This window comes from Elizabethkingia argenteiflava, assembly GCF_009904105.1.
GTDB classification, from domain to species: Bacteria; Bacteroidota; Bacteroidia; order Flavobacteriales; family Weeksellaceae; genus Elizabethkingia; species Elizabethkingia argenteiflava.
The window spans coordinates 1-18899 of sequence record NZ_JAAABJ010000634.1 but is presented as its reverse complement, the minus strand read 5'-3'; the positions used below and the strand labels follow the sequence as shown (position 1 = coordinate 18899).

The 18899-nt window shown below is 37.3% G+C and carries 16 protein-coding genes; 2 read left to right on the top strand and 14 right to left on the bottom strand.

The features are described 5' to 3' along the window. Positions 1-177: 177 nt before the first annotated feature. Genes bioA through GNY06_RS11260 form a run of 5 tightly spaced genes read right to left on the bottom strand, consistent with a single transcriptional unit; the run spans position 178 to position 4763 of the window. Entirely contained in the window at positions 178-1446 is a 1269-nt protein-coding gene (bioA, locus tag GNY06_RS11280) for an adenosylmethionine--8-amino-7-oxononanoate transaminase (RefSeq protein WP_166520159.1), read from the bottom strand. Then, on the bottom strand, positions 1431-2426 hold the full coding sequence (gene bioB / locus GNY06_RS11275; protein ID WP_166520158.1) for a biotin synthase BioB: 996 nt from the start codon (positions 2424-2426) through the stop codon (positions 1431-1433). The genes bioA and bioB overlap by 16 nt, the downstream gene beginning before the upstream one ends. Positions 2427-2439: 13 nt before the next feature. After that, positions 2440-3054 (bottom strand): dethiobiotin synthase, encoded by a 615-nt coding sequence (bioD, locus tag GNY06_RS11270; protein WP_166520157.1) that lies wholly within the window; start codon positions 3052-3054, stop codon positions 2440-2442. Further along, complete coding sequence (locus tag GNY06_RS11265) at positions 3044-4159, bottom strand: aminotransferase class I/II-fold pyridoxal phosphate-dependent enzyme (RefSeq protein WP_166520156.1); 1116 nt, start codon at positions 4157-4159, stop codon at positions 3044-3046. The genes bioD and GNY06_RS11265 overlap by 11 nt, the downstream gene beginning before the upstream one ends. Next, positions 4146-4763, bottom strand: a complete 618-nt coding sequence (locus GNY06_RS11260; protein ID WP_166520155.1) for a hypothetical protein — start codon at positions 4761-4763, stop codon at positions 4146-4148. The genes GNY06_RS11265 and GNY06_RS11260 overlap by 14 nt, the downstream gene beginning before the upstream one ends. Before the next feature lie 58 nt (positions 4764-4821). Here GNY06_RS11260 and GNY06_RS11255 point away from each other — a divergent pair, with 58 nt between their 5' ends. Beyond that, entirely contained in the window at positions 4822-6312 is a 1491-nt protein-coding gene (locus GNY06_RS11255; RefSeq protein WP_166520154.1) for an aminotransferase-like domain-containing protein, read from the top strand. A 933-nt stretch (positions 6313-7245) separates the two neighbouring features. Then, positions 7246-8631 carry a helix-turn-helix domain-containing protein gene (locus GNY06_RS11250; protein WP_166520153.1) on the top strand — a complete coding sequence of 462 codons (1386 nt, stop codon included), beginning with the start codon at positions 7246-7248 and terminating at the stop codon, positions 8629-8631. Positions 8632-8683: 52 nt separating this feature from the next. On the opposite strand, the gene GNY06_RS11245 is transcribed toward GNY06_RS11250, so the two are convergent. The 9 genes from GNY06_RS11245 to GNY06_RS11205 form a co-directional block, all read right to left on the bottom strand. Continuing rightward, on the bottom strand, positions 8684-10027 hold the full coding sequence (locus GNY06_RS11245; RefSeq protein ID WP_166520152.1) for a 3-oxoacid CoA-transferase: 1344 nt from the start codon (positions 10025-10027) through the stop codon (positions 8684-8686). A 422-nt stretch (positions 10028-10449) separates the two neighbouring features. Then, positions 10450-10677 (bottom strand): hypothetical protein, encoded by a 228-nt coding sequence (locus GNY06_RS11240; protein WP_166520151.1) that lies wholly within the window; start codon positions 10675-10677, stop codon positions 10450-10452. Positions 10678-10754: 77 nt separating this feature from the next. Next, positions 10755-11531 carry an alpha/beta fold hydrolase gene (locus GNY06_RS11235; RefSeq protein ID WP_166520150.1) on the bottom strand — a complete coding sequence of 259 codons (777 nt, stop codon included), beginning with the start codon at positions 11529-11531 and terminating at the stop codon, positions 10755-10757. A gap of 96 nt (positions 11532-11627) precedes the next feature. After that, positions 11628-12554, bottom strand: coding sequence for a dioxygenase family protein (locus tag GNY06_RS11230; protein WP_212995113.1), 927 nt, complete (start codon positions 12552-12554; stop codon positions 11628-11630). A 34-nt stretch (positions 12555-12588) separates the two neighbouring features. Then, complete coding sequence (locus GNY06_RS11225; protein ID WP_166520149.1) at positions 12589-12879, bottom strand: muconolactone Delta-isomerase family protein; 291 nt, start codon at positions 12877-12879, stop codon at positions 12589-12591. Next, positions 12879-14045 carry a muconate cycloisomerase family protein gene (locus GNY06_RS11220; RefSeq protein WP_166520148.1) on the bottom strand — a complete coding sequence of 389 codons (1167 nt, stop codon included), beginning with the start codon at positions 14043-14045 and terminating at the stop codon, positions 12879-12881. Before GNY06_RS11220 ends, GNY06_RS11225 begins: the two co-directional genes overlap by 1 nt. A gap of 97 nt (positions 14046-14142) precedes the next feature. Continuing rightward, complete coding sequence (locus tag GNY06_RS11215) at positions 14143-15033, bottom strand: AraC family transcriptional regulator (RefSeq protein WP_166520147.1); 891 nt, start codon at positions 15031-15033, stop codon at positions 14143-14145. A 155-nt stretch (positions 15034-15188) separates the two neighbouring features. Then, positions 15189-15707: an anaerobic ribonucleoside-triphosphate reductase activating protein gene (gene nrdG, locus GNY06_RS11210; protein ID WP_166520146.1), complete on the bottom strand. Its 519-nt coding sequence runs from the start codon at positions 15705-15707 to the stop codon at positions 15189-15191. Then, on the bottom strand, positions 15691-17898 hold the full coding sequence (locus tag GNY06_RS11205; protein WP_166520145.1) for an anaerobic ribonucleoside triphosphate reductase: 2208 nt from the start codon (positions 17896-17898) through the stop codon (positions 15691-15693). Before GNY06_RS11205 ends, nrdG begins: the two co-directional genes overlap by 17 nt. Positions 17899-18899 lie beyond the last annotated feature (1001 nt).

The window sequence follows — 18899 nt, the reverse complement described above, 5'->3', positions numbered from 1 at the left end:
ATACTGCTTAAAAATAGCCGCTATTATAAGATCTTAACCCCCTTTTTATTCTTTATTTTTCTCTAAATTAAAAATGCAGGTCTAGCTCAGACCTGCAATGCTTGCATATTGATAATCTATCTTGTACAAGTGACAGCATAAAAAACGCCAGATACTTCACTCATCTGACGCTATAACTTATAAAAGCTCTAAGGCCTGCAAAATAACTTTATAGATCTCATTTAGATCTTCTTCGCTCACACAATAAGGCGGCACCAGATAAATAATATTTCCCAAAGGGCGAAGTAGGATGCCTTTTTCTAAAAAATAAGCATATAAAGTCTGGTGCATATCACTGAAATAAGAGGTCCCGTTAATCGTTTTACACTCCAGGGCCAATACCGTACCCATTTGGCGAACTTCCTTTAGTTTAGGGTGATTTTTTATTTTTTTTATAAACGCCTGATGCAAACACACTATATTCTTAATCTTCTGCTGCGTACTCTCCTCCAATAATAAATCAAGGCTTGCCAATGCTGCAGCACAGGCAAGAGGACTTGCTGTAAAGGAATGTCCATGAAATAAGGCTTTTGACTTATCATCAGCATAAAAAGCTTCAAAGATTTCCTGAGTACAGGTGGTAATCCCCAAAGGTAAAGTCCCTCCTGTCAATCCTTTGGAAAAACACATTATATCAGGAACTTCTGTGAGATGATCTACGGCAAATAACTTACCTGTTCTGCCGAATCCCACAAAAACCTCATCCTGAATCAATAAAACATTCTTTGACTTACAAAAGCGCATTAATAACGAAAGGTCATCGGCTTTATGCATTAACATTCCACCAGCTCCCTGGATAAGAGGTTCGTATATCATACAAACTGCCTCTTCGCTATGTTCATTGAGCAGCTGCCGGGTCATTTCTATGTTTTCAGAAGTGGGAGCATCTATAAAAATCACTTCAAATAATTGTCCTGCGAAGGGAGAGGTCCAGGCCCCGCGACCACTTACAGACATTGCACCAAATGTATCTCCATGATAAGCATTTTTAAAGGCCAAAATTTTATTTTTAGGCTTCCCTAGATTGTAATGATATTGTATACAAATCTTAAGTGCCACCTCAATAGCGGTAGAGCCATTGTCAGTGTAAAAAACTTTTTGCTGATTGATGGGCAAAAGATTTAGGAGTCTCTCCGATAATTCAATGGCATTTGGATGGGTAAAACCCGCAAAAATAACTTGCTCCAAGAGGTACAACTGTTCTGAAACTTTTTGTGCAATATAAGGATGAGCATGCCCATGCAAAGTTACCCACCAAGATGAGACCGCATCTATATATCTCCTTCCGTCTGCATCGTAAATATAAGCTCCTTCTGCTTTTGTAATAGGGATAGGACAGGCTGTTTTCATCTGAGTATAAGGATGCCAATTTACCTTTTTATCTCGTTCAATCAATTGTTGCTGCATGCTGCTGTTTTTTTACTCACCATAGGTCGTAATCCTAAATTCTGAAGCATTTCCATATCTTCGGTTACACCAGGGTTGGGGGTTACTAGTAGGGTTTCTCTTTCTCCTGTAAAAATAGAATTTGCCCCAGCCATAAAACACCAAGCCTGTTCAATTTCGGACATTTCTATGCGACCTGCACTCAGGCGGACCATAGAAGCAGGCATGGCGATACGAGCTGTAGCAACCATGCGTACCATATCCCAGGTATCTACTTTGGGGAGATTCTCCAGAGGAGTTCCCTTTACACGTGCCAGCGCATTGATCGGGACCGAATCCGGATGTTTTTCCATATTTGCTAAAGTCCTCAACATCCCCATCCGGTCTTCAGGTGTTTCCCCTAAACCAATAATTCCACCTGAACATATACTAAGCCCTGCTTTTCTGACATTCTGAATCGTATTCATGCGACTATTAAACTGTCGAGTAGAGATAATACTATTATAATATTCTTCTGAAGTATCAATATTATGGTTATACGCATATAAACCCGCTTCCTGAAGTCTTTTGGCCTGATCTTCGGTCAGCATGCCTAAGGTACAGCACACCTCTAATCCCATTTCATTTACCCCTTTTACCATATCTATTATACGATCGAAGTCTCGATTATCCCTTACTTCCCTCCATGCCGCCGCCATACAAAATCGGGAGGCCCCTCGTTCTTTGGCTTTTTTTGCATGCTGTAATACGGTATCAGTAGGCAATAAGGACTGAACTTTTATATTGGTGTGGTAGCGGGCTGCCTGTCCGCAATAGGAGCAATCTTCCGGACAGCCCCCTGTTTTAACAGATAATAAGGTAGATATTTGGATCTCATCGGGTTGATGCCATGATCGATGTACCGTAGCCGCTTCATAAATAAGCTCTAACAATGGTTTGTTATAAATTTCAAGCAATTCTTCTTTCGTCCAATCATGACGCAATTCTCCTAGTTTGATCATATTTACTTACTTTTTAATTTATTTTTAATGTGTTAGATATTTCGGCTATAACCGTAGGGGTTAATCGTGAAATTTCAGGTAATTCTATGTGCAGCGTTCCCTTGGGCAGACATTTGAGAATTATTGCTTTGGTATCAGCTACAAATTCGCCATTAAAAACCACAAAAGCGATTTCTATATGGCGGTTAATGAGTGCCTCTAATGATAATAGGGTATGGTTAATGCAGCCCAAGTAATCCCGGATCACCAATACAACAGGTGCTTCCAAATGTTGGATTAAATCTATCATAAATTCACATTGGTTTAAAGGCACAAATAGCCCTCCTGCTCCCTCTATCACTAAGCTTCTAGTTGTAGAAGGTATTTTAAATTCTGATAGTTGAATCTTCACCCCCTGCATGGCCGCAGACTGATGAGGAGAAGCCGGATACTTTAAGCGGAAACACTCGGGGTGGATCTTATGTCCTTTTCCAACTAAATCGAATACTTTCATACTATCCGAATCGTCTAAATCTCCTGCTTGAACAGGCTTCCAATAATCTGATTGAAAACACTTTACTAATATAGCACTCACCACTGTCTTTCCTACTCCTGTACCGATTCCAGTAATAAAAAATCTAATATTCATGTTGATAATTTTTGATAATGCTCACCAGTTGATCAATCTCAGAGGCTGAGTTGAACTGGTGCAACGTAATTCTCAGCCGCTCATATCCTACCTCTACCGTAGGTGCGCGAATGGCACAAGTATATATGCCCTCTTCTTTCAATGCCCCCACTGCCTGATGCAAATGATCTAGGCTAGGAAACTGTACCACCTGAATAGGACTTTTGTCGTCGGATAAACTGTGGACACTATGTTGCCGGAAATATTGAATGTTATGTTGCAAATCTTTTCTTAGAGAAGGATGTTGCTCAATAAATTGATATGCCTCCTCAATACACAATATTTGAAAATCGGGCATGGCTGTCGAATAGATAAAGGGGGAAGCAAAATTGATCAAATAATTCTTAAGCGTAGAACTCCCTAATACCGCTGCTCCTTGTAAAGCAAAAGCTTTTCCATAGGTGACCACTCGAGCTAATACACGATCTTGGAGCCCATATTCATTAACCAAGCCTCTATTAAATACTCCTATCGCATGCGCTTCATCAACAATCACCCAAGCAGAATACTTTTCAGCCAGCGTAACAATTTCAACCAAAGGAGCAAAATCTCCATCCATAGAGTATAAACTCTCTACAGCAATGAATACCCTACCCTTGGTTTTGCTTAACAAATCTTCCAAATGTGATACATCATTATGCTTAAATTTCTTTTTTTTAGCATAAGACAAACGACAGCCATCGTGAACGGAACGATGGATATACTCATCGACTAATATCGTATGATTGCGCCCAGCAATACAAGAAAATAAAGCTAAGTTCGCTTTATAACCGGAAGGAAATAAAGTAGCACTCTCTACCTGATGTTTCTGAGCGATAAAATACTCGGTTTGAGTACAATGTAATGAATTACCACTTAACAGCCTAGATCCGGTGGCGCCTGTCAATAATCGGGAATCACCATGGAGTAACTGGAGTAAATCTCTCTGAAATTTAATATTCTGCGCAAGACCTAGATAATCGTTGGATAGAAAATCAATGCCTATAGCAGATAAAGAAAGTGATCTATACTCCCCCCTATGCTGCCTCTTGGATAGGTCATTACTCCAATGATCAGGCAGTTTCATAAGCTATTATTTCTTTTGATAGAGCATTGCTCCACTCTTCAAATAAGGCTTGCTCCATCTTCAAAACTACCAACGCATAGCTTTGCCAGTGTTCATTAAAATCTTCCAATTGCTGCATCATTTCTTCCAAATGCCCTTCTTCTTCTAAAATAATAGATTTCACCATCACTCTTGATCCAGCTTCATCCAATGCTTGCTGATAAATAGGATATAAGTAATCGGCCCTCATTTCTATAGCATAAGTTACAAACAGATAGGAGGCATAGCGAAAAGATTTACCTACTAAACCCAAACTCTGTTTAAGAAACCTACCGGTCTGGATATCCAGTCTATGCAAATATTGTCGGGTGTAAGTAGCAGCTAACAACTCATGAGCATGATAATACTGACAGGAATCGGGTGAAATCTTTAGAATCTGCTTCTTCAAATAAAAAGCATGACGGTGTTCTTCTGCAGCATGCTTTAACTGCATTAAGCTAACCTCTACCGGATCCTCACAATCTGAAATTTTACGCGCTCCAGCATTTTCCATAAACGACAGCGTGTTGAGCCATTTCGCATGTACCTGATGATCTTTGATAATGGTATGAAGTATTTTTTGCATATTTTTTGAGACAAAATTATTATCTTTCCGGACCCTAAAGGGTGCCAGATTTATATTTGTGAGTAGTCCGGATAGTTTTTTATATAGCAATATCATTCATATTGAAAGAAATTCTTCGCAACCTGTATATCTGCAGATTGTTTATCAGGTTATAAACGCCATTCAACGCGGATATTTATCCAAAGGGATGAAACTGCTGGGTACCCGCAGCCTTAGCCATATTTTAAAAGTGCACCGAAAAACAATCATCGCCGCTTATGAAGAACTAGATGCCCAAGGGTGGGTAGAAACCATTCCCAATAAAGGAACTTTTGTAATAGAGAGTGGAGAGAATAGGGGGATCCGCATCCAAACTGATCAACAAAGGGATTTGGCGAGTTATCCAAAAAAAACCGGATTCCGCTTTCGTCAGAGCAATCTTTTGGACAACCCCTTTGAACATGCTCCCTGCACTTACATCTTCAATGATGGCGTTCCGGATCCGCGGTTGTCCCAAATCGGTTACTATTCCAATTTCTATAGCGCCAACCTAAAGCGGAAAAATAGTTATCAAAAAATAGGTTATTATAATACAGAAGGCAGTGAATACTTTAAGGAATATTTATCCCAATACCTTAATATTAGTCGAGGTCTCCACATTAGTAAAAATAATCTCCTAATTACCCGAAGCACCGAAATGAGCCTTTATATTATTTCGGAAATACTTCTTTCAAGGGGCGATATCGTAGTGGTAGGAGATCCGAGTTATTTTGCGGTGAACATGATATTTCAAAAATCAGGAGCGCTCATCACTCCGATTCGCGTAGATGAAGCTGGCATTCGGGTAGATCTCATTGAAGAGCTTTGCAAAAAAGCGCCCATCAGAATGCTTTATTTAACTCCCCATCACCATTATCCTACCACAGTGACCCTGAGTGCCCAACGCCGCATTGAACTACTTACACTAGCCTCACGATATGGATTTGTGATTGTAGAAGATGATTATGACTTTGAATTTCACTACGACAATAGTGCTATACTCCCTATCGCAAGTGCAGATACCGACGGCATGGTAATCTACGTAGGTTCTTTTGGTAAATCTCTAGCCCCTGGATTTCGTACAGGCTTTATCGTCGCTCCAGAAAATCTAATGATAGAAATGCGTAAATACCTTGGGATTATCGACAGACAAGGTGATATTATCATGGAGCAAGCTCTAGGAGAAATGATAGAGGGAGGAGAAATTAATAGACACTTAAAAAAATCGGCTAAAATATACAAGCAAAGAAGGGATTTTTTCGCCAATTTACTTTACTTATATATGGGTTCTCAGCTTAGATTTAGCATTCCTACTGGGGGGCTGGCTTATTGGCTCTGCTGGCAACAACCGATTAGCTTACTTCAATTAAGTATACATTGTTTGCAGAAAAATCTATTTATTCCGCGTACGCTTCTCTACCAAAACAAAGAATATACAGCTTTAAGACTGGGCTTTGGACACTTAAACAATGAAGAAATGGAATCTTGCTTACAGATCTTACAAGAGGTAAGCGAAGCCCTAAAAAAATAAAAATTACAATTCTTAATCCACAGTGATCATCTGCTTTTTTACGAGTGGAAAAGTAAAAAAAATTAAATACCTAAAGGTTTTACTTGACCATACTCATTAGCAGGAAGTATCTCTAATTCCCGTTATACAGCTAAATTAAATACAATTAACATAACCGCTCTATATTAATTTATGGAGCTATCCTGTCATTTTACACATTATGATAGTATCATTTCTTCTTTTACAAGTATTAGACCGTTAGATTTGTAGCAACACCTGAAGTAATATATAAACATAAATGTTTATATATGGTAAAAATTTATAAATAAAACCACTATAGCCTATAATATTGTTAATTTAAAAGATTAGAGAAAATATTATCATAACATCTAGACATAGCCAAAAATAAGACAAGATCCCAGATTTGCATTCAGCCAGACTAGAGTGTACCTCTGCAAAGATTATATAAAACCGTATATATCTCTCTAGACTGATATCAGGAGTCACAAAAAATTATTCCATGGATGATATTTTAATCGATATACCATTAAATAGAAAGAATACTCATACTAACCTAATAAAATTGTAAAAACAGAAACCTTATCGCCCAGAGCAAATGGATCAGACTCTTTATAAAATCGTTGCAAAACAATATAAAAGCATAGTCCAACAGTATTTAGATACCTCTGGTGATAAAAATAAGAGCAATACTTTATCATTTGTTGTTTGCCAAGCTAAGGAAAGTAGACCCAAAGCTTACTTTAAAAGAATAATTACTACACTGGACCATACTTCAGCCTTTAGACAAAATTAGTTTACAAACTAAATAAAAAATTAATAATTGCATATTATTTTTTTATAATTAATAATAATTGTATATTTAAATATATTTAATTAAATTTTAGCATTTAAAAACATTATCACAAAATAAAAAAAACCTAAATTCAATTTAATATGAAGAAAATTATTTCAGTAATCTTCTGTTTTCACATCTTCTTATCGTACGCCCAACCCCGGAATGCTTATGATAAGGTTTCTTACAAAATTTTTTCAGAAACCTCTGGAAAAAATTTTGCAAAAGCTTTGGAAACAGCAGATTCATTGTATACCGCATCGGGGACTTCTTTACAGAAGATTAAAAGCTTAATGCTTTCTGCTCGAATATACCAACAAGCTGGAGACATAAAAAAGAGTATATCCTACGCTTTGAGTGCAGAAAATATCATTCAAAAAACAGATAATTCTCTATGGAAAGCTTATGTTTATAGCTTTTTAAGCACACAATACCGTGTTTTAAAACTGCAGGGGCAGGCTGAAAAAGCATTACAAAAAGCATTTAAGGCTACCGAAGAAATCCAAGATCCGAATGTAGCCAACCTTCTTAAAAGTAAGCTATGGCAAGAAATGACCTATCATGAAATATCTAAGAAAAATTATGCAAAATCTATTCAGTATACTTTAAGAGCACAACAGCTTATAAAAGACAATTACCCTGGAGCAGTGCAAAATCATTTTGTGGAGTTAGCTTCAAATGAGTTATCAAAAGAAGGCAGCAGACAAAAAGCCGAAGTCTATATACTTTTAGCTTTAGAAAAACTTGAAAGATTAGGTCAAACAGCCTCAATATCAAAGCAATACCAAGCTTCTAATGCAAATTATATTACAGTTGATTTCCCTACAGAGAGCTCACTTAACCAAACAATAAACAACGACTCTGCAGACATCTATACTTTACAACACCGCAATCGTATTAAAAACTGGATTATTTTAGTGATAAGCTTGTGTTTAGTAGGCAATATTATTCTTTTTTCTTTGTACAAAAGAAAACTCAGAAAAAATCTTTTAAACTTTAGCAATCAGATTTCAACAAATGAAAAGGCAACAGAGATACAAACCTATCGCACTCCTATGCCTTTTACCCATGTACCTCCTCAGAAGAAATTTCAGGCTAGAGAGAGTGAACCTTCTGTGATCATGACCTCAGCTATGGAACAAAAAATATTAGCCAAGCTGCGGGAATTTGAAAGCTCAAAACTTTTCACTCGAAAAAACATTTCTCTCTCTTATTTAGCAACCTATTGCGATATTAATTCAAGATATTTATCCCATATTATCAACACTCATAAAAAGAAGGATTTTAATAATTATATCAATGAACTTAGAATAAAATATATCGTTGATAAATTAAAACAGCTTCCACAATACAGAAAATATAAAGTGGCTACCCTAGCTGATGAAGCGGGATTTTCTTCTCCTAATAAATTTGCGACTATTTTCAAGAAAGAAGTTTCCGTTCCACCATCTTTATATATTAAAGAATTAGAAGAACAATTATCATAATTTTTGCCAATGGGGGCTAAAAAAGACGAAAAACAGCTTTAGAGAGGTATTTTCAGAGTCTTTCCACAAAATGAGCAGCGGTGACATCACGTACTTCTGCCAAGCTAGCCCCCGGCATTAATTCGGTTAATGTAAGTTTTCCTTCTATAAATTCGAATACAGCTTTATCCGTGATAATTACGTCTACAGATTTTGGAGCAGTCAAAGGCAAACTACATACAGGCAAAATTTTGGGATCTCCATTTTTTTCAGTATGCATCATGGTGATGATTAATTTATTGGCTCCCAGCGCTAAATCCATCGCACCTCCTACACCTAATAATGGTAATCCTGGGACCGACCAGTTGGCTAAATTCGCCGCTTCATCCACCTGTAAGCCACCCATTATAGCTACATCAACATGTTTTCCACGTATCATGGCAAAAGATTCGGCTGAGTCAAAATAAGAAGTCCCTTTGAGAGCCGTAACCGGTGCCTTACTAGCATTTACGGGATAATCCAAAGCACCCCCTCCATCTAGAGGAGTAGGACCTACGCCTAGCATACCATTTTCAGTATGCAAGATAATACCATCTTCTTCTGAAATAAGATCTGATACAAGAGTAGGAATACCAACACCCAAATTGACAACATCTCCTTTTTTAAGCTCTTTCAAAGCACGCTTTGCCATGTTTAAACGCTTTTGAGATACTATTTTACTAGAGGAAACATTGGCAGAACTTCCTAAATCTTCAAGAGTAAGTGTAGCCTGCACTAAGTAATCTACATATGTCCCAGGTGTGTGAATCGCCTCTGGTAGAATTTCACCTATCGGCACAATATGCTCTACTTCTGCAATCACTAAATCTGCTGCTGTAGCCATCACTCTATTGAAATTTTGCTCTGTCATCCTATACTGTAAGTTCCCAGCAGTATCCCCCTTCCAAGCTCTTATAAACGCTACATTTCCTCTGATACGAGGGATAAAAACTTGCTCTACACCATCAATGTATCTCGTTTCTCTCCCCTTGGCCAGCTCCGTTCCAGCTGAAGTAGGAGTAAAAAAACCACCTATTCCAGCCCCTCCGGCACGTAAAGCCTCTACTAAGCTCCCCTGGGGAAGGAGTTCTACTTCTACCCTACCAGCCTGTACAGCCTGAACGGCTTCGGGATTAGAGGTAAGATAAGAACCTATTATTTTTTTTAATTGTCCGTTCCTAACCAGTCTCCCTATTCCCAATCCGGGCTCTCCTACATTATTACCTACATATGTTAAATTCATGGTAGGGGTATCGGCCAAGGCATTCATCAGGTGGACAGGGTTACCTGTCATTCCAAAGCCTCCCTGTAAGACAATATCTCCATCTTTTACTTTTTCTGCTGCTTGCTGCACTGTTATTTGCGGTACTGTTCTCATAAATATTATTTAAGGTGAATTGACGTAAGAAATGCTGTTTTAAAAAAGGGGATAACTTAGTAATAGTAAATCTTTATTCAGCTTTGTTTAATTCTAAAGATACTTAAATTTTATTTAAAATCAATGCTTTATGTAAAATTTTTATTGTTTTTTTTTAAAAAAAACAAGATTTAAATAAGCAAAAAATCAAAAAAAGCCAATAGATCCTTCTCAGGATTGAGGACGATCGAAGTTTTCTTTTATTGACAAAATTAAATCCTTTTATTGAGGGACTGTTGATAAGTTATGAATGGATATTCCCCTAAAAAAAAACCGATATAAACAACTGATATCGTGAAATAAAAGCAATTTTATATTCATGAGTATTCTTCTGAAAAATCATACTTTTGAATATTCAGAAATTCATTTTGTAGGTTGTACTCCTATCTGTGATTAAATAAAGATTCATCAACATAAAAACCTTTAAGGGTATAACTTTTAGAGGCCAATGCTATATCGGGTGGTTTGATGGATACAAACTTTAGGTATTCATCCATTATAAAGTCAGAATCGTGAACGAAATGATGATCACAGGGAAACTTACCTACATAGAAAAAAGCTATTGCGTAAACTATTTTTGATCCTTGCAAAAATACATCATTATAAGGCATTTTTTATAAAAAAAAACTTTTCTAAATATAAATTCACAGAGAAAAAAATATTTTCCTATAGCCATCGCAAGCTGATATTATTTAAAATAAAGTATACTCTCTGCAAATTCAGCTGCAGCTTCTACAGCTGATAAATGAGCGGCTTCTAAAATTTGCAGTTTTGAATTTTTAATATTCTGCTGTAAAAATAGCGCATCATCAACAGTTGTCACTATATCTTCCCTTCCAGCGATAATTAAAGTCGGCAATGTGATTTTATTAAGCACATAACGAAAATCGACGTCTCTAATGGCAGCGCAGTTTGCACAATATCCCTCAACAGGGCTATTTTGATATCTCTGGAGAATAAGGGATACCTCTGCATCCTGAGTTTCCCTGAATTTGGAAGTAAACCAACGCTGAGCTGTTTGCTCTAATACCGAACACATCCCCCTTGTTGAGACTTCTTGAATCCGAGTATTCCAAGCTTCCTCATTTCCTATTTTAGCGGCAGTATTGGCCAATATAAGACTGTCAAAATATTCCGCATAATGTAAGCTTAAATACTGCCCAATTAATCCCCCCATGGAAAGCCCACAAAAAATTATAGGGGTATCTATGCACAAAGATTTTAATAATTGTATAACATCTTTTGCTAAATCCTCTATTGTTATTTGTTTTTGAGAATTGGTGGATTTTCCTTGCCCCCGTATATCATAAAGGACGATGTTAAAATCTGATTTTATAATCTGAACAACCCACTCCCACATCGAATAATCAGCCCCTAATGAATGAGAAAAAATAATGGTTTTAGACTTTCCAAAATCCAAAAACTCATAATGGCAGGTAGCATATGCTAAAGAGAGACTGGTCATTTCCTATTTTTTTAAAGTTTGGGCTATATCGGGCAGCTGTTTTGTATTATTTATTTTAAAGATTTTATTTTTATTCTGTTATATAAAATAAAACTATCAGCTTATAGATACGCGGGTTCTATTATTTTCACCATCGGGAAGATGTTCCTGCTCTCTTACCAGATTAAAATTGAATTCGATTTTAGCAAAAGCTTCCTCTTTTCCATATTCAGACGCTTTATAAGCTGGTATACGCTGAACAGGAGGAATAAGACCTTCACGGGTGGCAAAGGCGAAATCCTCGAAAATAAGAGGATCTCCTTCAATATTAATCTGAGTCGTAAGTTTTCTAAATCCTGGTGCTTTTACAAAAAAATGAATATGCGCAGGCCTAGAGGAGTGCCGTCCCAAAAGAGACATTAAAGTTTCTGTACAACTCCCTGGCGGACATGAGTAGCCCGTGGGTAAAAAAGATTTAAATTCATATCGCCCGTCTATGTCCGTAATAATAGCTCTTCTCAAATTAAATTCGGGCTGACTAGAGTCAAAATAAGAATAAAGTCCTTTTAAGTTACAATGCCAAACCTCTACCTTGGCCCCCTCAATGGGCGTACCTGTTTCATCTAAAACAAAACCACTCATATATAACCTCTCAGCATTGGGCTCTGGTATGGTTTCTAATTCAGCATAAGATTTAGATTCAGGGGCACCTGCCACATACAAAGGTCCCTCAATAGTTCTGGGAGTTCCGAATTCAATTCCAGAAACTTCATCTTCCCAATCCATCTTGACATCTATAAAATGTTCGATTCCTAAACCTGCGAAAACAAGTCCCCATTCACCATTTTTCCCTAACTGCTGCAAATAATCACAGGCGATCCACATTTCTTCGGACGTAATGTCTAAATCTGCCATGGCATTAAAAAGATCTTCAAGCAGCCTATTTACGATTTGCTTAACCCTAGGATCTCCTTTACTAGGGCTCTCTTTAGACTTAATGTAATTTAAGACGGCATCAATACGAGCCTGATCCATTCTTTTCATAATATTACGTTTGTTGGTGAGTACTGAGGTTTAGTTACACCACTTTTTCGCTTAAGGCATTTGGGTGTTTACATATACTGGTAACCTTTATTTCCATATAAGGAAATAAGGGTAAAGAGCTAACAATCTGATGTAGTTCCTCGGGGCTCTCCACTTGGAATACCGAAATATTGGAATATCTTCCGGCTACCCTCCACAGGTATTTCCATTTGCCGGAAGATTGCCATTTCTGAGAACATTCTCTCTCTCTTGCGAGATAATCTACAAGTTTTTTTTCATTCCATGTTTCTGGGATATGCACATCCATTTGTACTAAGTATACCATTATTTTCTTTTATATTTTTCCACCTGATTCATATCAAGTTCAATTCCAAGTCCTTTTCCCTGAGGAATTTCCAAACCAAAATTTTTATATATGATATTTTTTTTAACGATATCATCTGTTAATAAAAGAGGCGCAAAAAGCTCTGTCCCCCAATCAAGATTGGGAAGGGTAGAAAAAATATGAGCTGCCGCTGCTGTACCTATAGATCCCTCTAACAGGGTTCCTCCATAAAGAGGAACCCCTGCAGATTCAGCTATGGCAGCTTGTCGCGCCACATTGGTAAGACCTCCTGCTTTTGAAACTTTTAACGCAAACACACTAACCGCGTTAATTTTAGCTAACTTAAAAGCATCTTGAACGGTCTCCAGAGCTTCATCTGCCATAAGAGGAATTTCGAAATAGGAAGTAAGTCTCGCCAATCCTTCAAAATTATATTTAGGCAAAGGTTGCTCTATTAAGTCTATGCCTGTTTCTTGTAATTTTCTTATAGCCGTTTTGGCAATTCTTTCGGTCCAAGCCTGGTTGACATCCACAGTGATCTTAATGTCTTTACCTAAGGCTTCTTTAATTCTCGACACATGTTCTACATCTTCATCTGGTTTTTTCTTACCAATCTTAAGTTTAAAAACACAATGCCTTTTCTTCTGGATAAGTTCCTGAGCTTCCTGAATATCTTTATCCGTATCCCCGCTGGCCAAAGTCCAAAGAACAGGTAGAGTATCGGATATAGCACCCCCGAATAAACAGTGAACAGGAACACCGAGTCGTTTAGCCTGGGCATCTAATAACGCAATCTCAACCCCTGATTTAGCAAAATAATTGCCCGAAATATTTCGATCCAACCTCGCCATGAGAGCATTTACCTTAGTAGGATCTTGACCTATCAGAAGGGGGGCAAGATAAATATCTATGGCCAACTTAATGCCTTCTGGAAATTCTGTTGCGTAAGAAATTCCACCAATAGTCGTAGCCTCGCCTAATCCCTCAATACCATCAGAGGAAAAAAGCCGGATGATCACCATAGATTGCTTTTTCATAACAGTCATAGAGAGATGGTGAGGCCTTATGGTAGGCACATCTACTATGATTGTCTCTATATGGGTAATACATACCGGAAACACTGTTTTTTTTAGGCTATGTTTGAATCGCTTTATCAATGCTGACATATAATTATGGCAAACATAGCTTGAAATATTATAAGTGATATAGGATTTTTATATTTTTATTATCACAAATATCGCATAAAGGTTTAAAAAGTGTAATTTAAGTCTTTAACCCCATTTTTACTCTGAACTGCTTAGGGCTTAACCCAGTTTTCTTTTTAAAAATTCTAGAAAAATAACTTGGATCTTCAAAGCCTATACTATATCCTATTTCATTTATACTCTTATCAAAATCACACAAAAGTAATTGTGCTTGCCCCATAAAGTAATCCATTATGATTTCTTTTGGCGACTGCCCTGCTACATAGGTGCAAACCCGATGCAAATGACCAGGGGTTATATTTAGCTCGGCTGCATATTGTTCGATACTTTTTTTATAAGTTTTATTTTGTCGTATCAGTTGAAAAAATCTTCTAAAATATAGTGCAGAGGGATGGTCTTTTTTTAAAATAAGAGACTGCTGATCTCCACCCGGTATACGGCTTAACTGTACAATAAGAGTCCCCACCATATAATGCAGCATTAGCAACCTGCCAATCTGGGAGCCGTGATATTCCTCAATACATTCGAGCATTTTATGAAAAATAACTTCGGTATAGCTTCCCGGTGAAACTTTTACAAGCTGGAAGCGTTCTACTGTATTGATCACCTCTATTTCCTGCCTTATAATATGCTCCAATAACAGATCCGAAAGACTGATAATCCAGCCTTTCATCTCCGTATGATGCTCAAATCCATGTTCTATATTTCTGGGAATGGTGATAAAAGATCTTCCGGATATAGGTATTCTTTCCCCTTTATAGAGTAAAACGCTTTCCCCTTGAATAATAACAAAAATCTGAAACTGGTTATGATGAATATGGGGTTTAACACTATTGTTATTTTGTTTACCTATTACACCAAATGGGTACACATATAACAAACCTTTTTCGAAATCAATACTGTCTCTACCATACAAGCCTTCAAAAAAAACACGTTTATTATTTTTCATAATATGAATTTAAACTATAAACTTTAGATGAGCTTTCGAATAAAGATACAGTAAAAAAAACGAATATACCAGAGTATTCCATGCCATTTGAAACGAAAAAACGAATCTTATAGCCTATCCTCGAAACCAAGCGAAAAGCCCGCAATACAAAACCTCTACAAATTTGGAAGAGCACTTTCCCAAAGAATAACCCGACCTTGCCGAAGTGATTTCTGAACTTCGATGATACGCTGATTGCTACTCCCCCGAAAGAGAAGAGTTGTATCTTTCTTTTTCTCAATGAAACGACCATCTACCAAGACATCAAGGTAATAAAGAATAGGCTCAAGTGTAGGAGTTCTTTTTATTTTCTCAAATGTAAAGCCGGTATAGCACCAGATATTTTTTCCGGTTTCCTGTTTTATTTTTTTTGCTAATGTTGTAAAGGCTTGAGGCTGACAGAGAGGATCGCCTCCAGAAAAGGAAACCTGTGCGAGAAAATTATTTTTTACTACTTCAAGAATCCTATCAATCTCCATGAAGGTTCCGTTTCGATGTACCCAAGATGCTGGATTATGACACCCCACACACTCATGTATGCAACCCGCAGCGTAAATAGACGTACGGAAACCCGGCCCGTCTACCAAAGTGTCTTCTACAATTTTAAGAACTGAAAGCTTATTGGTGAATGACACGATCTCTTAATTCAGCGAGTTTTGCACTATTCCAGCGTTGGGTTGTACCAACAAGATACCCCGTAATCCTCTGTAAGCAATCTATTTCCATACTCCCACAACGAGGACAGGTTTTCAGATGAGGGATCGCATTTTCATAACCGCAATCTAAGCAACGATTTCTATTGTGGTTTACAGAAGCATATCCCATATTGTAATGGTCCATTAAATCGACTATATTCATAATAGCTTCGGGGTTGTGAGTAGCATCTCCATCGACTTCAACATAGAAAATATGCCCTCCTCTGGTGAGATTATGATAAGGTGCTTCCACCTTTGCTTTATGATGGGCACTGCACTTATAATATACAGGGACATGATTAGAATTGGTATAATAGTCGCGATCTGTTACCCCTTGTATTTTTCCGAAATCCTTACGATCTTGGAGGGTAAATTTTCCGGAGAGTCCCTCCGCAGGTGTAGCCAGGAGGCTGAAATTAAGATCATACTTTTGAGCATAAGCGAGTACTTTATCCCGCATAAAGGTAATCATCTGAAGACCTAACACCTGCGCAGCTTCATCTTCTCCATGATGTTTTCCTGTAAGTACTACCAAGGTTTCGGCAAGACCTATAAAACCTATCCCCAATGTTCCTTGCCGGATCACCTTTTGTATGCTATCATGAGGCTGAAGATCCTCACTATGACACCATAAAACGGACATTAGCAAGGGGAACTGCTTAGCATAGGCTGTTTTCTGAAAATCGTACCTACTCATCAGTTGCGCTGCCGTAAGATCTAGAATACGATGAAGTTTATCAAAATACGTTCGAATTCTACATTCTTGATTTTGAATTTCTCTACACTCTAAAGCTATGCGCACAAGATTTACGGTGGAAAAAGAAAGATTCCCCCTCCCTAATGCGGTTTTTTCACCATGGCGATTTTCAAATACCCTGGTTCGACAGCCCATAGTAGCCATTTCATAATGATAGCGTTTTGGATCGTCTGCTCTCCAGGCTTCATGGACATTAAAAGTTGCATCCAAATTGAGGAAATTTGGAAAAAAACGCCTAGCACTAACTTTACATGCAATCTGATAGAGATCGTAATTGGGATCTTCAGGCTGATAGTTAACCCCCCTTTTCTTTTTCCATATTTGAATAGGGAAAATAGCTGTTGCTCCATTTCCCACTCCTTCATAAGTAGATTTTAAAAGCTCTCGTATCACACATCTTCCTTCCGCAGAAATATCTGTACCATAGTTTATAGAACTAAACACAACCTGATTACCCCCGCGAGAATGTATGGTATTCATATTGTGAATAAAAGCTTCCATAGATTGGTGGACCCTTTTTAGCGTTTTGTTGATAGCATGCTGAAGTATGCGCTCTTCTCCTTTTAAATCTTGTAGATCAGTAAAGAGGTAATCCTTAATTTCCACATGATAGAGATGGGTATAGTCTTGATCATAAACCACTTCCAAAGCTTTTATTTCTTCAATAAAACTCTCACGAACAAAAGGGGCAAGGTAAAAATCAAAAGCGGGGATCGCCTGCCCTCCATGCATTTCATTCTGAGCCGTTTCTAAGGAGATACAAGCAAGCATACTGGCCGTTTCAATTCTTTTAGCCGGACGCGCATCTCCATGACCAATGCAAAAACCATTATGCAGTATTTTATCCAAGGGGTGTTGTACACAGGTAAGAGACTTTGTAGGATAATAATCCTTATCGTGGATATGGATATAGTTATGTCGCATCAACTCCTTAATCTCTTCCTTGATCAAATAATCGTCTACGAAAGGTTTAGTGGTCTCGCTGGCAAACTTCATCATCATCCCTGCCGGCGTATCCGCATTCATATTAGCATTCTCACGGGTAATTTCATTGGACTTCGTTTCAATAATTTCGAGAAAAACATCTCTTGTCTTTGCCTTTCTTGCGGTACTCCGCTGATTTCTATAAGCAATATACTTTTTGGCTACCTCTTTTCTTGAGCTTTTCATCAGCTCCAGCTCCACCATATCCTGAATTTCTTCCACCGTCATCTGTTCCCCTCCATTACAGCGGATATCATCCATAATTCTTTTGATTAAAATAAAATCCTCCCCTCTATCCGTATGCAACATCGCCTTTTGTATGGCTTTTTCTATTTTTTCTCCATTAAAATCTACAATACGACCATCCCTTTTGACCACTTTCTGAATCATATCACTTTGGGTATATTTTGTTAATAAAAAGGCAATAAAACAATATTCTAATGATATCTATAATTTTAATGCCCTTATGCTATACCTTAACAAAGGTAAATCTTAGCTGTATAAAAAACAGGGATGTAGATATGAGAAATATCAATAGTAGTCGTTTTACTTTACAGATCAATCTTCTATAATATAAAATTTGTAGCACTGACCCTCCCTATACTTGATGAAGCATATGAGCAGACTCAAGTATAAAATGTATAGAGTTGTTGTACTACTGCTCTCATATTTTATATAACCGAATATGCTTGGAAATTATTGGAGGATTAATTTAAAAAGTAAATTAAGCTACTGAAGTGACTGCCATTATTACTTTAACAGCATCAGGAATAAAAGCTACACACGAACTATTAGACAAAAGACTTGCTAATTCATCCACCAAAGTTGGGAGAAATTTCAGCTTCTATCCCCCAAGAAGGATAAGATTTCATTTCTCTCCATTATAACCCCTCTCCTTGAGTGGAAAGTTTAAATTTTAGCTAGGCGTGTAGTAAAGTTAAGGTTAGAATTACCACTTGTGAATGTTTAATGTTTTACAATAAAAATCCGGTAGTAGCCTTTTCTTTATCCATTAAAAGTAGCTCTACAGTGATGAGCTAAGTATTTACTATTTAAGAGAACATCCTTCAGAAAAAACAGCCTATAACAAAATCTTGGGAAACACTTCCTCTATATTATAACTGGATACTCTATCTAGGTTTAAAGCTAATTCCTTTAATCTGTAATTTATTGCGGGTTTTATTCTTTTAGCCATTGCGTATAAAGAATTGACCTTTTCTTGCTCAGCTTAGCGGTTTTATAAGAAAAAGTCAATTCTTTTATTGAAGTTGTTTAAACTTATTTACACAAAAAGAGTTCCGAGAAAATTAGCAAATTTGTATTGCAATTTAAATAACTAATAATCTGGAACTCATCAGTAAAGATAAAATAGAAAGGTGGATTTTACCTCA

Coding starts and splice junctions, on each gene's coding strand:
- bioA (WP_166520159.1), bottom strand. CDS start 1,446: ATGCAGCAACAATTGATTGAACGAGATAAAAAGGTAAATTGGCATCCT.
- bioB (WP_166520158.1), bottom strand. CDS start 2,426: ATGATCAAACTAGGAGAATTGCGTCATGATTGGACGAAAGAAGAATTG.
- bioD (WP_166520157.1), bottom strand. CDS start 3,054: ATGAATATTAGATTTTTTATTACTGGAATCGGTACAGGAGTAGGAAAG.
- GNY06_RS11265 (WP_166520156.1), bottom strand. CDS start 4,159: ATGAAACTGCCTGATCATTGGAGTAATGACCTATCCAAGAGGCAGCAT.
- GNY06_RS11260 (WP_166520155.1), bottom strand. CDS start 4,763: ATGCAAAAAATACTTCATACCATTATCAAAGATCATCAGGTACATGCG.
- GNY06_RS11250 (WP_166520153.1), top strand. CDS start 7,246: ATGAAGAAAATTATTTCAGTAATCTTCTGTTTTCACATCTTCTTATCG.
- GNY06_RS11245 (WP_166520152.1), bottom strand. CDS start 10,027: ATGAGAACAGTACCGCAAATAACAGTGCAGCAAGCAGCAGAAAAAGTA.
- GNY06_RS11240 (WP_166520151.1), bottom strand. CDS start 10,677: ATGCCTTATAATGATGTATTTTTGCAAGGATCAAAAATAGTTTACGCA.
- GNY06_RS11235 (WP_166520150.1), bottom strand. CDS start 11,531: ATGACCAGTCTCTCTTTAGCATATGCTACCTGCCATTATGAGTTTTTG.
- GNY06_RS11230 (WP_212995113.1), bottom strand. CDS start 12,554: ATGAAAAGAATGGATCAGGCTCGTATTGATGCCGTCTTAAATTACATT.
- GNY06_RS11225 (WP_166520149.1), bottom strand. CDS start 12,879: ATGGTATACTTAGTACAAATGGATGTGCATATCCCAGAAACATGGAAT.
- GNY06_RS11220 (WP_166520148.1), bottom strand. CDS start 14,045: ATGTCAGCATTGATAAAGCGATTCAAACATAGCCTAAAAAAAACAGTG.
- GNY06_RS11215 (WP_166520147.1), bottom strand. CDS start 15,033: ATGAAAAATAATAAACGTGTTTTTTTTGAAGGCTTGTATGGTAGAGAC.
- GNY06_RS11205 (WP_166520145.1), bottom strand. CDS start 17,898: ATGATTCAGAAAGTGGTCAAAAGGGATGGTCGTATTGTAGATTTTAAT.